This window comes from Nostoc linckia z4 (genome assembly GCF_002608075.1).
In the GTDB taxonomy this organism is placed as follows: Bacteria; Cyanobacteriota; Cyanobacteriia; order Cyanobacteriales; family Nostocaceae; genus Nostoc; species Nostoc linckia.
This window is the reverse complement of sequence record NZ_LAHA01000003.1, coordinates 113,826-127,283: the sequence shown is the minus strand read 5'-3', so window position 1 is coordinate 127,283 and position 13,458 is coordinate 113,826. Positions and strand designations below refer to the sequence as shown.

General features: G+C 41.9%; 17 protein-coding genes. 11 read left to right on the top strand and 6 right to left on the bottom strand.

What is annotated here, in order from left to right; all coding sequences use genetic code 11:
- Positions 1-195 precede the first annotated feature (195 nt).
- The 6 genes from VF06_RS04300 (at position 196) to VF06_RS04275 (ending at position 3,013) form a co-directional block, all read left to right on the top strand.
- On the top strand, positions 196-435 hold the full coding sequence (locus tag VF06_RS04300) for a DUF3134 domain-containing protein (protein WP_099066721.1): 240 nt from the start codon (positions 196-198) through the stop codon (positions 433-435).
- Positions 436-515: 80 nt separating this feature from the next.
- Entirely contained in the window at positions 516-1,619 is a 1,104-nt protein-coding gene (gene mraY / locus VF06_RS04295) for a phospho-N-acetylmuramoyl-pentapeptide-transferase (RefSeq protein WP_099066722.1), read from the top strand.
- 277 nt (positions 1,620-1,896) lie between these two features.
- Complete coding sequence (locus tag VF06_RS04290; RefSeq protein ID WP_099066723.1) at positions 1,897-2,169, top strand: hypothetical protein; 273 nt, start codon at positions 1,897-1,899, stop codon at positions 2,167-2,169.
- Entirely contained in the window at positions 2,147-2,377 is a 231-nt protein-coding gene (locus tag VF06_RS04285) for a hypothetical protein (protein ID WP_218963824.1), read from the top strand. The genes VF06_RS04290 and VF06_RS04285 overlap by 23 nt, the downstream gene beginning before the upstream one ends.
- Before the next feature lie 190 nt (positions 2,378-2,567).
- Positions 2,568-2,828: a type II toxin-antitoxin system ParD family antitoxin gene (locus VF06_RS04280; RefSeq protein ID WP_099066725.1), complete on the top strand. Its 261-nt coding sequence runs from the start codon at positions 2,568-2,570 to the stop codon at positions 2,826-2,828.
- A gap of 2 nt (positions 2,829-2,830) precedes the next feature.
- Positions 2,831-3,013, top strand: coding sequence for a type II toxin-antitoxin system RelE/ParE family toxin (locus VF06_RS04275; RefSeq protein WP_099066726.1), 183 nt, complete (start codon positions 2,831-2,833; stop codon positions 3,011-3,013).
- On the opposite strand, the gene VF06_RS04270 is transcribed toward VF06_RS04275, so the two are convergent.
- The 6 genes from VF06_RS04270 to VF06_RS04245 all read right to left on the bottom strand — a co-directional run bounded on the left by VF06_RS04270 (position 2,980) and on the right by VF06_RS04245 (position 7,376).
- Positions 2,980-3,606 (bottom strand): Uma2 family endonuclease, encoded by a 627-nt coding sequence (locus tag VF06_RS04270; RefSeq protein ID WP_099066727.1) that lies wholly within the window; start codon positions 3,604-3,606, stop codon positions 2,980-2,982. The two genes, VF06_RS04275 and VF06_RS04270, sit on opposite strands and share 34 nt — an antisense overlap.
- Before the next feature lie 388 nt (positions 3,607-3,994).
- Positions 3,995-4,432, bottom strand: a complete 438-nt coding sequence (locus VF06_RS43470; protein ID WP_371411455.1) for a tetratricopeptide repeat protein — start codon at positions 4,430-4,432, stop codon at positions 3,995-3,997.
- A 51-nt stretch (positions 4,433-4,483) separates the two neighbouring features.
- Positions 4,484-4,987 carry a MogA/MoaB family molybdenum cofactor biosynthesis protein gene (locus VF06_RS04260; protein ID WP_099066728.1) on the bottom strand — a complete coding sequence of 168 codons (504 nt, stop codon included), beginning with the start codon at positions 4,985-4,987 and terminating at the stop codon, positions 4,484-4,486.
- 141 nt (positions 4,988-5,128) lie between these two features.
- Complete coding sequence (gene psb28 / locus VF06_RS04255; protein WP_099066729.1) at positions 5,129-5,467, bottom strand: photosystem II reaction center protein Psb28; 339 nt, start codon at positions 5,465-5,467, stop codon at positions 5,129-5,131.
- Positions 5,468-5,687: 220 nt separating this feature from the next.
- Complete coding sequence (gene dtd, locus VF06_RS04250) at positions 5,688-6,140, bottom strand: D-aminoacyl-tRNA deacylase (RefSeq protein WP_099066730.1); 453 nt, start codon at positions 6,138-6,140, stop codon at positions 5,688-5,690.
- A gap of 129 nt (positions 6,141-6,269) precedes the next feature.
- Entirely contained in the window at positions 6,270-7,376 is a 1,107-nt protein-coding gene (locus VF06_RS04245) for a CobW family GTP-binding protein (protein WP_099066731.1), read from the bottom strand.
- 277 nt (positions 7,377-7,653) lie between these two features.
- Between VF06_RS04245 and cysS the strand changes: the two genes are divergently transcribed.
- The 5 genes from cysS to grxD all read left to right on the top strand — a co-directional run bounded on the left by cysS (position 7,654) and on the right by grxD (position 13,160).
- Positions 7,654-9,129, top strand: a complete 1,476-nt coding sequence (cysS, locus tag VF06_RS04240; RefSeq protein WP_099066732.1) for a cysteine--tRNA ligase — start codon at positions 7,654-7,656, stop codon at positions 9,127-9,129.
- Positions 9,130-9,271: 142 nt separating this feature from the next.
- The gene (locus VF06_RS04235) at positions 9,272-10,711 is read left to right on the top strand and encodes a TldD/PmbA family protein (RefSeq protein WP_099066733.1); all 1,440 of its coding nucleotides are present in this window, start codon (positions 9,272-9,274) and stop codon (positions 10,709-10,711) included.
- 140 nt (positions 10,712-10,851) lie between these two features.
- Positions 10,852-12,198 carry a TldD/PmbA family protein gene (locus VF06_RS04230; RefSeq protein ID WP_099066734.1) on the top strand — a complete coding sequence of 449 codons (1,347 nt, stop codon included), beginning with the start codon at positions 10,852-10,854 and terminating at the stop codon, positions 12,196-12,198.
- 251 nt (positions 12,199-12,449) lie between these two features.
- Positions 12,450-12,707, top strand: coding sequence for a BolA family protein (locus VF06_RS04225; protein WP_099066735.1), 258 nt, complete (start codon positions 12,450-12,452; stop codon positions 12,705-12,707).
- Positions 12,708-12,836: 129 nt separating this feature from the next.
- Positions 12,837-13,160 (top strand): Grx4 family monothiol glutaredoxin, encoded by a 324-nt coding sequence (grxD, locus tag VF06_RS04220; RefSeq protein WP_099066736.1) that lies wholly within the window; start codon positions 12,837-12,839, stop codon positions 13,158-13,160.
- Positions 13,161-13,458: the final 298 nt, after the last annotated feature.

Sequence of the window (13,458 nt, the reverse complement as noted above, 5' to 3'; positions counted from 1 at the left end):
TTATTCATCACCTATGTGTAAAGCCAAAAAAATTACTAATAACCACTTTCCGTAAACCATAAGCTTATTAAATAAAAATTTCTATCTCAATGCGGATTTATCAACTCAAGGGTTGAAAGGATAACTAAATTAATCCGTGTCAAGTGATAGACTCTAAATGTCAAGTTACGTAAACCTTTTGTTGTCTTCCTCGATATGTTGAACTCTCCATTACGTGAAGAACCTCGTAATCAACGAGCTGGTGTCATCCCCCTGAAGCAAGAATCCTCCCTTCTAGATTGGTTACAAAGTAACGGTCGTCTCATAGCGCGTGACGTTCACGAACCGGATTTTCAAGATGATGAAGAAGAAATAGACTCCCTCATGGGGGTAGAAGATGGAATCGGCGATTACGACCTTGATGATGACGACGATATTGGAATCGCTGAAGACTAATAATTTTGTCTTGGGGAACTTGGTAATATACCTGGTTTCTGGTATTTACTTTTGTAAGTGTGGAGTGAAGGGAAACTTCTGTGGACGCTAAATTATCTCCTGAGCAAGGATTAAACATTTCTGGAATCGCTCTAGCCTCTTTATTAGCCTTAGGGTTAGGCACAACCGCATTTTTCTTGGATTGGCTGGCCAATAGGTTACCCTGGCACGCTATGTCCTTAACGTTGCCATTATTATTGTCTGCGCTGGCTTCAGGTATCGCTGGTTATTTAATAATACCTATACTACAAGCACTGAAAACTGGACAAATCATCCGTGAAGATGGGCCCCAAGCTCATCTTAAAAAAGCAGGGACTCCCACAATGGGCGGCATATTTTTTATCCCTGTAGCTGTGATACTTGCCTGTGTATTGTCTAATTTTGCTACAGAAGTGCTTGCAGTTTCAGCATTAACAATCAGCTACGGGTTGATTGGCTGGCTCGACGATTGGCAAATTCTCCGTCGTAAATCAAATAAAGGTATATCTCCCAGGATGAAGCTGGGTTTACAAATCAGTTTTGCGGTGGTGTTTTGCCTATGGCTGATGTTTAATCAACCTTCTAATATTACAAATATAGCTCTGCCTTGGGTTAGCTTGACACTACCTTTGGGTTTCTTATTCTGGCCTCTGGCAGGTTTTGTGCTAGTTGCAGAAAGTAATGCTACTAATTTAACTGATGGTATTGATGGCTTAGCAGGGGGAACAGTAGCCATCGCGTTTTTAGCCTTAGGCGCTCTCATCGCACCCACAGCACCAGGTTTGATGATTTTCTGTGCTGCATTAAGTGGCGGTTGTTTGGGTTTCTTAGCCCATAATCGGAACCCAGCCCGCGTTTTCATGGGAGATACTGGTTCCCTGGCGCTAGGAGGAGCTTTAGCCGCTGTGGCGCTGTTAACAAATAGCTTAGTAGCCCTGTTCATTCTCAGCGGTATCTTCTTCGTAGAAACTTTATCTGTAATGGCACAAGTAAGTTACTACAAAGCCACCAAAGGCCCCGATGGCAAAGGCAAGCGTCTTTTCAAAATGGCACCGCTACACCATCATTTAGAACTAACAGGCTGGTCAGAATTGCAAGTAGTTGGAGTGTTTTATATCATCGGTGCAATTTTAGCTGTTATTTGTTTAGCGATCGCTCCATTCTAAAAATTGTTGAAAAACTAATTTAAGAAAAAAACCCCGAATCTTCGAGGTTTTTTTATTTGGAATCTGCATTACTCCACAGAACCCCAAAACCAGTTGCCTAAAGCACCGGGTTCCTTTTCAGTGAGAAATTCTCTCTTAGCAGAAACAAACTCTTGTAGCGATGTCTAAGGGCGGGCTACGCCTACGCCTTGATAACACCATCATTCAACTGAGGTAACCCGTCAGAGTCATCAATTTTTTAACGTAAGATAAAACTGGTAGCACAAGGCGAGATTTCATGGCGATAAGATTTATTCTGAGCGACTATGTTGAGGTAGCGATCGCCCAGGCAATTTATGACAAACTCGAAGATGGCACTTTTGCAGGTAAGATTCCTGCTTGTAAAGGAGTTATTGCTTTTGGTGTAACTTTGCGCGAGTGTGAAAATGAGTTGCGTTCCACACTCGAAGACTGGATTCTGCTTGGCTTAAAGCTCGGACATCCTCTACCAGTTATTGATAATATCGATCTAAATCAGGAGCCAACCCTTGAGCCGATGGATACCTTGTAAGCGTCGAGATTTTGTCAATAAATTGCGACAACTTGGCTTTGAAGGGGCTTTTGCTGGGACAAGACATCAGTTTATGGTGTATGGAAAACATCGTCTCACTATTCCCTCTAATGATGAGTATTCTGTACCGCAATTGCGGATGATGATTGGGGAAATTGAGGTGATTTTAGAACGGGAAATCACGCTCCAAGAATGGAATAGCCTTTAAGATTTGCCAAGAAGCGTAGGCGTAGCCCAACCCAGGCATCGCACTTCATCTAGTTTAATGAAATTTAGTCCTATAACCGATGTCTCTTGACTCGCTGCTTTGCGTCTACGCACCCTAGTTTACAATCTAAAAGCGAGCGATCGCTATAGTAAAATGTAGTCATGTTGATTAAAATATTATCTTCCATGTTATGAATATATTTTTAACTCCAGAACTAGAGCAGTTTATCCAATCAACAGTAAAGCAAGGTAGATATTCATCTGCTTCTGAGGTAATTTGCGCCGCCTTGCAACTGCTAGAAGAATGGGAAATAAAGCGTTTAGTGCGATTAGAGGAACTCCGCAAAGAAATTGGTATTGGAATTGAACAATCCGATCGCGGTGATGTGTTTGATGGGGAAGAAGTATTAAGAGAATTACGTGAAGAAATTCAACAAGCGCAGCAGAGTTAAGCATGAGCAGATATGTTTTGAGTGCTGCTGCCAAGCAAGACTTAAAAGATATAAAAAACTATATAAGTCGATTTAATTTAGGTGCAGCTAGTCGTTTTCTTGATGCTAGTGATAAAACTTGTCGAATTTCATTAATAGTTTTGATCGCATCTCATCCTTGCAAAACTTCAGCAGCAGTTAACTGAAGATTAGCAAAAATTGAAGAGACAATCGCACTTTCTCCCTGATAAACTCGCTCATCATAAAATCCCTCAACCCATTCCAAAACTGTCACCTTTTGGGCGATAGGATCGACAATCCAATACTCCGCAATACCCCGCGCTGCATACTCAGAACGCTTGTAACGATAATCCCGATTTTCCTGATTCGGACTCACCCTTACGGGTTCGTCAGTTGCTTCAACGCGGGGAACCCGCGCAACGCACTGACTCACCACCTCAACCACCAACAACGGCGGCGGCATATCCATCAAAATTAGCGATCGTGTAGCAACTTGCATTACCATCGCCAACTCTTCGGAAAACACCACCAAATCAGGAACACGCACCCCTACCATCCGACTATTTACAGCAATTTCTGTTTTCATACTCAAGCGGTAATAGGGAATACCTAATTTAGAAAAATAGATTAATAAAAACGTCGCTATTCGCCGATTTAGCTCACTTTCAAAAGGCATAACAATTAATTCCCCATTCTCCAATTCATATAAAGTATCCGTACCGTCATCAAATTGAAGAAATTCTTCAAAAGTCATTTTTTTAGTACTTGCAACTGTCATAACTATTTCTCCCATAAATCGCTTGTATTAACTATTTTAACAATGCGCCTAATTTCTCCATTCCCTGCTGAATTTCCACCTCAGAACAAAAGCGATCGCCCCCAAAACACCATCATTCCACCTCAGAACACAAAACTTCGAGTCAAAAGGTAGAGCGATCGCCTTTACAACACCATCATTCCACCTCAGAACAAGAACGTTCTCGTTTGGAACAAGAACATTCTCATTTCAAACGAGAACATTCTCACTTGAAACAGGAATGTTCTCACTTGAAACAGGAATGTTCTCACTTGAAACAGGAACATTCTTGTTTGGAACACGAAACTTCGAGTTCAGAACGCGAAACTTGGAGATAGAAGCTTGATTGATGAGGTTGGGAACTTGAATTTTACTGTTGTGAGTTGAGGCGATCGCGCAAATTCGCTAAACCTCTACCAACAGTAACAGTATTTGGATGATTCACCCCTAATCGGCGCTCAAAAATATCTAAAGCTTTCAGGTACAGAGGTTCCGCTTCGCTGTATCTGCCTTGGTCACGGTAGAGTGCCGCTAGGTGTGCTTGCAATTGCTTGGCAAAGGCTTCGTCTTCCTCCATCTGCGTTTCCAGTTCATCCTGGAACTTAGATTGATTCTTGTCTGTGGGATTTTCTTCGGCTCGTTTGAGTATTCCTTCTGTTCCCGCCCCTTGGAATTTCTGCCGAATCGCATTCAGTAGTTGAGCAAGTTGTTGTGAAATCCCTTGTCCTAAAGTTTTTCCGCCTTCCTTCAAAGCTTCTGAGAAAATGAGAGTTGCGATCGCTGCGGCTGTCAGTGATACTGGCTCCATAGGTTTAGCTATAATTACGCGATTATACTTAAATATTCACCAGTCTAAACTCTATTTCCGCATTTGACTTACTAAATGAGCTAGTTCGGGTAAAATCAGTTTTTCCATACCTAACCGCACGGCATTACTGGAACCAGGAAGCGAGAAGATTAATTTATTTTGATAAATACCTGCCACGGCGCGAGAAGCGATCGCCCGCGAGCCAATTTCTTGATAACTTAAAAAACGAAATAACTCACCAAATCCCGGCAAGGTTTTCTCTAATAATTGCTCAATTGCATCATAGGTAGTATCTCTCGGTGCAATACCGGTACCGCCATTGAAAATTACAGCATCCAAATTTGCACTTTTACCCAGATTTTCTATCTGCTGTTGAATCTGTGTTGGTTCATCTTTAATAATCGCATAGGCTCCGACAGCATGGTTAGCAGCAATGAGTAACTGCTGAATTAGCTGACCACTTTTGTCTGTTTTTGCCGTGCGTGTATCGCTGACAGTGACCACAGCACAAATTAGTGTAATTTCAGAGGAGTTTGGGTGGGGTTGTTGTGTCATGGGGAGTGGGGAGTGGGGAGATGGGGGAAAGAGGAAAGGGTAAAGGGTAAAGGGTAAAGGGTAAAGGGATAAATTAAACCTTTCCCCCTTACCCCTTTCCCTTTCACCATGCCCCATGCCCCATACCCCATACCCTATGCCCTATTCATTTTTACTAAGTCCAAGACCGTTTTCATCGCCATACCGCTTCATAAAGCGCATAAAGCGATCCCATTCTTCAGGAGATTTCATAATATAAACTGCTTCTAATCCTTCTGGTCTTCCGTTAATAAATTTAGCCTTAACTTCACGGGTGATGATTTCGCCTTCTTCATCAATTAGGTACATTCCGGTGATGTCGTCGGTACTGCCTTGGTCTAAAATCTTCGGATTTTCAAAAAAAAATGTTGCCGTGCCAGTTTCACCACTGCGCCCTCTCGTCAAACGCACGTCTGGAACTACTTCTTCGTTAACACCCCTAGCAAACTGTATTTTGGCCATGATAAATGAATTTAAACTTTTGCGATCGTTAGTTTAATATTCTCTCATCAATTAGAACTTCACGGTCTAGAGGCGACTACGATTGATGTTTTTCAAGTGTTGAGGGTTGACGGTTGACGGTTGACGGTTGACTAGTGACACTTTGATCGAGACCTCATCCTTAAGAAAGGAGGTTGGACTTATCGGTTAACTGTCATCAATCAACAGTTAACAGTCAAGGTTAAGTTGCTTCTTTTTCAAGTAACAAAGTCACCGGGCCATCGTTTTCAATTGAGACTTCCATCATTGCACCAAATTGGCCAGTTTTGACTTGTAAACCACTGGCTATTAATTTGGTAACAAAACGATTATATAAATCTTCTGCTGATTGGGGGGCGGCTGAGCGGTCAAAAGAAGGGCGGCGACCTTTGCGACAATCACCGTAAAGGGTAAACTGACTGACTACTAATAACTCACCATCAATTTCTTGTACAGATTTTGAAAAGCGTTCGTTTCCTTCTTCATCAGGAAATAGACGCAATTCTAAGCACTTACGCACCATCCAGTCGAGTTCAGCATCGGTATCGGTCTTAGCAATACCTACAAGTAAGTTGAGTCCCCGTCCAATTTTGCCGATGATTTCGCCGTTAACGATAACCTGAGATGATTTAACTCGCTGGATGACAACACGCATAAAAAATTATGAGGTTCAGATGAGATGATAATGCGATCGCTAAATTATCACGCATCTGAGGGAACTCAAAAAATAAACCTTGACTGTTAACTGTCAACCGTCAACAGTCAACAGTATTTGGAAGTCCCTTTATTTGCCAAACCCTTTACCGCGACTATTAGAAGGTAAGCAAACGCAGTTTTCGATTTGAGCAATTAAAGTTTCACGATCCAGATTTTGACCAATCAGCACTAGTTGGTTTTTGGGTTGACCTTGCCAATCATCATCATCCAAGGTGAAGCGTTTACCACAGAGGTGGAAAATATGACGCTTCGGACTTTCATCAAACCACATAATCCCCTTGGCTCGGAAGATGCTTGATGGCAGTTGGTTATCTAAGAAATACTGAAACTTCCTAATAGACAAAGGTTTGTCACTCTGGAAAGAAATGGAAGTGAAGCCATCATTTTCTAAATGGTCTGAGTGATGGTGATGGTGGTGGTCGTGGTCATGGTCGTGATGGTCATGACCGCACGTTGAGTGGTCGTGGTCGTGGTGGTCGTGATGGTCGTGATGGTCGTGTTGATCTGCTGCTGTGTCAAAATATTTATCAGACTCAAACAGACCGACACTGAGAATTAATGGCAGTGGCACTTGCGATCGCGTGGTACGGAGAATTCTTGCTTCTTCTTTAACTTCGTTAATTTTCCTCTCTAATTCATTCAAAGTAGCTTCATCAACCAAATCTGTTTTATTCAGAATAATTACATCACCGTAGGCAATCTGGCTGTATGCTGCTTGGGAATTAAACAAATCTAAGCTGTAATTTGCCGCATCTACAACGGTGATAATTGAATCTAAGCGAGTTAGATCCCGCAATTCTGTACCCAAAAATGTCAGGGCTACTGGTAGTGGATCTGCCAGTCCAGTTGTTTCAACTACTAAGTAATCTAAATTTTCTTGGCGTTCTAAAACTTTGTAAACTGCATCTACTAAATCATTATTAATAGTGCAGCAGATACAACCATTATTTAGTTCCACCATGTTCTCACCAGTGGAAACGATTAGCTCGTTGTCGATGCCGATTTCACCAAACTCATTCACTAAAACAGCGGTCTTTAAACCCTGTTGGTTATTAAGGATATGATTAAGTAAAGTCGTTTTACCACTACCAAGGAAACCCGTGATAATTGTTACTGGCATTCCTTGTTTCGGTGTATCCATTGCCTGAGATTCGGAAGTAGCTGCTGATTGCATAGCGCTGTTATCAAAAAAATCAAAAATAGTAATGTAGCGCAGATAGTCCAGAAAACAAAAGTAGAGACTCGATTCATCGCGTCTGTACAAAAGTCAAAAGTAGAGACGCGTTAATTGCGTCTGTACAAAAGTCACGCATAATTGTATCTTCGGCTTTTGCACCATTTTTAATGGTCTGTTTATTTCTGCCGTGCTGTACTAGCATAGGGATGCTGGACTGTCATCCCAGTTGCTTACTTTATTATTGCGTATCTCTCTATTTCAGCATTAGTTGATTATGACCCTAACCCTATACAATACCCTCACCCGTCGTCAAGAACCGTTTGAAACAGTGGAACCAGGCAAGGTTAAGATGTATTACTGCGGCGTGACGGTATATGATTATTGCCATTTGGGTCATGCCAGAGCTTGCATTGTTTGGGATGTAGTACGTCGATACCTCCAGTTTATCGGCTATGAAGTACGTTATATTCAAAATTTTACTGATATTGATGACAAAATTCTCAATCGAGCCTGTGCTGAGCATTCATCAATGGAAGCCGTAGCCGATCGCTTTATCAAAGCATATTTTGAGGACATGGCACGCTTGGGAATCAAAGAAGCGGATGAATATCCCCGTGCTACTCATACAATGAATGGAATTTTGCGCTTAATTCACGATTTAGAAAATAAAGGTTTTGCTTACCCTGCTGACGGCGATGTGTATTATGCAGTGCGGCAGTTTTCTGAGTATGGCAAGCTTTCCGGACGCAAGTTAGAAGATATGCAAGCCGGAGCTAGCGATCGCGTCAACGTCGAAGATCCAGAATACCAGAAAAAGAAAGACCCCTTTGATTTTGCTTTGTGGAAAGCAGCAAAACCAGGAGAACCAGCTTGGAAGTCACCTTGGGGTGCGGGGCGTCCGGGGTGGCACATTGAATGCTCGGCCATGGTGCGCGATCGCTTGGGTGATACCATAGATATTCACGCTGGCGGTGCTGACTTAATTTTTCCCCACCACGAAAACGAAATTGCTCAATCCGAGGCTGTCACAGGAAAACCCCTAGCACGTTACTGGTTGCATAACGGCATGGTGAAAGTTGATGGTGAAAAAATGTCTAAATCCTTGGGCAACTTTATCACCATTCGAGAATTGCTGGATCGAGGAGTTGACCCGATGGCAGTGCGCTTATTAGTGCTAACAGCCCAATATCGCACACCCATCGATTTTACCGACGAAGCGATCGCAGATAAAACAAACGCTTGGCACACCCTAAAAGCAGGTTTACTTTTTGGCTACCAATACGGCAAACAACTTGGCTGGGAATTAGAAAATCGAGAAAATTCCCCAATCCAAAATCCAAAATTTAAAATCCAAAATTCACACGTTGAGCGTTTCCAAGAACTCGTCAATGATGACTTTAATTTTCCTGGTGGCTTAACAGTGCTGTTTGAATTGGCAAAAGAACTCCAACGTCAAGGAAATATTCTTGTGCATCAAGGCAAAACCGAAACACCGCCACAAGAGTTACAACACCAATGGCAAACACTAGTCACATTAGCTGGAGTATTGGGTTTAGAAGCCAAACCAGAAGCAGAAACTTCCACAATACAAGGTTTAAGCGATGCAGAAATTGACGCAAAAATTCAACAAAGACAAGCAGCACGTCAAGCCAGAGATTTTGCCGAAAGCGATCGCATTCGCAACGAATTGCAAGCCCAAGGTATTACGCTAATTGATAGCCGTGAAGGCACACGTTGGCATAGAAATTAGAGAAAGACAAGGGAGACAAGGTAGACAAGCGAGACAAGGAGAATAATTTTTAACTCCTAACTCCCAACTCCCAACTCCCCAATGCTCAATGCTCAATGCCCCATGCCCCATGCCCCATGCCCTATTCCCCATTCCTTAAATTATGTTGTCTGAACTCAAAAAAGCGATCGCTAGTTTCGATATTCCTGCTGATTGGATTGGTATCAGAGCTGTTAAGGAAACTTCTACAAATCGTTTAGTGCGTGATGGCTTACCCCAAGCCAACGGTAAATCTTTTACCGTGGGAGCCATGCTAGAAGTTTTAGTGAATGGCTGTTTAGGTTATGCAGCTACCAACTCCCTAGAATTGCCATCTTTACAAGCTGCTGCCCAAATAGCCTATAAACAGGCACTAGCAGCTAGTGAATGGTGGATATATCCCTTCCGTGAAACTGAGCGCCCTAAAGTCGTTGGTGAATATAACTCTCCATTCCTTGAGTCATTGGATGCTTTAACTCCTGGAGAAATCAACGATTTATTAGTTCGCATTTGCCAAACTCTAAAAGTTGACGACCAAATTGTCCAAACCATCGCTGGTGTCAGCACAAACGAGAAGGAGTCATGGTTTGTCAGCAGCAATGGCTCGGAAGTCTATCAAAAATTTCTATCCATCGGCACTCATTACGGAGCCACTGCACAAGATGGGCCAATTGTACAGCAACGCACCTACAACGGCGCTCAAGCAAACTGTTATCAAGGCGGGCTAGAACTGTTAAAACAAGAGAATTTATGGCATCGGGTACGACAAATTGGCGAACAAGCAATAGAACTTTTAACAGCAGAAGAATGCCCAAGCACCCGTACCAATTTAGTTTTAGCGCCAGACCAAATGATGCTGCAAATTCATGAAAGTGTCGGGCATCCCCTAGAAATTGACCGCATTTTGGGAGATGAACGAAACTATGCCGGGGGCAGTTTTGTCAGCAAAAGTGATTTTGGCAAACTAGTATATGGTTCGCCCTTAATGAATATTACCTTTGACCCCACCGTCCCTGGTGAATTTGCCAGCTATGGCTTTGATGATACCGGCGCTGTGGCAACACGAGAGTATTTAATCAAAGAAGGCGTACTGCAACGCGGTTTGGGTAGCTTAGAGAGTCAAGCTAGAGCAGGTGTACCTGGTGTCGCCTGTGCCCGTGCTTCCTCGTGGAATCGACCAGCGATCGACCGTATGGCTAACTTGAATTTAGAGCCTCTAGACGCTGGTTTTGAAGACATTATTGGTGGCATAGAACATGGCGTTTATATGGAATCTAATCGTTCTTGGTCAATTGACGATCGCCGTTATAAATTCCAATTTGGTTGCGAATATGCCAAATTAATCGAAAACGGTAAATTTACCAAAACCCTCCGCAATCCCAACTATCGCGCCACAACACCAGAGTTTTGGCATAGCTTAATTAAAGTAGGAAATGCCAACAACTGGGAAATGTACGGTACTCCATATTGTGGCAAAGGAGAACCAAATCAAGCTATTTGGGTAGGACACGGTTCTCCTGTTTGTGTATTTGCTAATGTCGAAGTTTTTGGTGGAGGAAGTTGAAAGATAAAAAATTTCAGAGTGAGGAGTTAGGAGTTAAGAGTTAGGAATTAGAAATTAAAAAACTTTCTTTGAACTTTAATTAATAACTTCTCACTCATCACTCCTAATTTTTAAACTATCCCATATTAATAGTAATATCTATGAAACTTGAGGAATTATCTACTTTAGAAGTTAGCTTTAATCAATTGATTGAAACTCTGCTTCTGAAAAAATCAACAGATGAAGAATTCACTGTCAGGCTCAGTAGCGAACGCAGTCAATTTACTCGTTTCAATCATGCAAAAGTGCGACAAACTGGTTATGTTGCTGATGGTTGGATCGAACTAACTTTGATGAAAGACCAGCGCAGTAGTTTTCGACAATTTCCCTTTACTGGAAATTGGGAGAGAGACTGGCAGTTAGCTTATAGCGCTTTGCAAGAACTACGAGATGAAATAATTCTATTACCCATCGATCCATATTTAGTTTTGCCCTCAGGAAATAATACTAGTCGCGAAATCCATTCTGGAAATTTATTGCCAGAAGAAGCAGTGGTAACCACTGTTCTAGAATTAATTTCCGAACTAGATTTTACTGGCATATATGCCGGGGGAGTTGTAATTAAAGCCTATGGTGATTCTAGCGGTCAAAAACATTGGTTTGCTACTGATTCTTTTACCTTAGATTATTCTTTATTTATTACATCTGGGCAAGCAGTTAAAGGTACGTTTGCAGGTAGCGATTGGGATAAAACTGCATACATAGCTAAAATCAATGAAGCAAAAAAACAATTAAAACTCCTTTCTCGTCCATCCAAAGAATTACCAAGAGGACAGTACAAAACTTATTTTGCTCCTGCTGCTGTTGCAGATTTATCAATGATGCTTTCTTGGGGTTCTGTCAGCGAAGCTGATATTCAACAAGGCAACAGTTCTTTAGCTGCTTTATGTCGTCAAGAGAAACAACTGTCTGCAAAATTCACTTTAAAAGAAAATTTTCAACGGGGATTAGTACCACGATTTAATGAATTAGGTGAAATCGCAGCCCTAGAGTTACCAATTATAGAAAAAGGAGATTTAGTCAACACTCTAGTGAATTCTCGTACTGCTAAGGAATATGGAAAAATAGCCAATGGTGCTAATGGTTCAGAGACGTTACGTGCCCCAGAAGTGAGTCCTGGTAATTTAGTATTTGAACAAATTCTTCCCAGTTTAGATACAGGATTATATGTATCGAATTTGCATTACTTGAATTGGAGCGATCGCCAAACAGGTAGAATCACAGGGATGACCCGTTATGCTTGTTTTTGGGTAGAAAACGGAGAAATTATCGCACCCATTGAAAACCTCCGTTTTGATGAAAGTCTCTACCGCTTTTGGGGAGAAAACCTCATAGATTTGACTACTTTTCAAGAATTTATCCCTGAAGTTGGAACATACGAAAGTCGTCAACTAGGAGGTGGTTTAGTTCCCGGTATGTTGGTGGAAGATTTTACCTACACACTGTAAATAAGCATTATATCTCTTGCAAAAGTGCTTTTTGCATAAGTCGGGAAAAGCGGAAAGGTTAAAGGGGAAAGGAAAAACACAAAATCTTTCCCCCTTTCCCCTTACCCTTTCCCCTACTTATGCAAGAAGTCTATTGATTATAGGAATCCTATTTGATTTATACCCCATGCCCCATGCCCCATACGCAAATTGCATAGGGATTTACTCTATATCTGCTAATAATAGAGGAGTAGGTTTTTTCAGGAATTGGGATGATTAGTCCACAGCAGGTTGAGGCAATGATTGTGGCGGAACTGCCAGACGCCCAAGTTCAGGTGCAAGACTTGACTGGTGGTAATGACCACTATCAGGTGACAGTAGTTTCATCGCACTTTGCAGGTAAAGGACTAGTGCAACAGCACCAATTAATTTATGGTGCGTTGCAACAAGCAATATCGAGTCAAGCAATTCACGCTTTGTCTCTAAAAACATATACTCCTGAAGCTTGGCAAGCAAAATCAGCTTCGTAAATATAAAGTTAGGAGTTATTAGTACAGACGCCATTAGCTGCATCTGTACAAAAGTTAGGAGTAATACATTTTTTACTTTTTACTCCTAATTCCTGATTGTTCAGTGCAATATTAGGAAACATAAATACCATGACACCAGAACTCAAAGAGAAAATCGATCAATTGGTAGAAGATAACAAGATTTTGGTTTTCATTAAGGGAACCAAGTTAATGCCCCAGTGTGGTTTCTCCAACAATGTTGTCCAAATTCTCAATAGCTTGGGAGTTCCTTTTGAGGCCGTTAACGTTTTAGCAGACGATGAAATCCGTCAAGGAATTAAAGAATACTCCAACTGGCAGACATTTCCCCAGGTGTATATTGATGGTGAATTCATTGGCGGTTCTGACATTATGATTGAACTCTACCAACAAGGGGAATTACAGCAAAAGGTAGAAGTCGCATTAGCTTCCTAAGCATTGGGTATGGGGAAGAAGACAAGGAAGACAAGGGGGACAAGGGGGACAAGGTAGCATAGCAATTTTTCTCCCCATCTCCCCATCTCCCCATCTCCCCATCTCCCCATCTCCCCATCTCCCCAACCCCCATAGCCGAAAATCCCCTCAGTCGCATTGGCAAGACCAATACAGGGCTGAGGGGATTAGTTTTATCAACACAATATCTCCAAAATTTCACACCACAACAACCCGTTGACCAATACAAATAATATGCTATAATTATCTGCGTTGATTTACGGTTACTATTAATTACCAA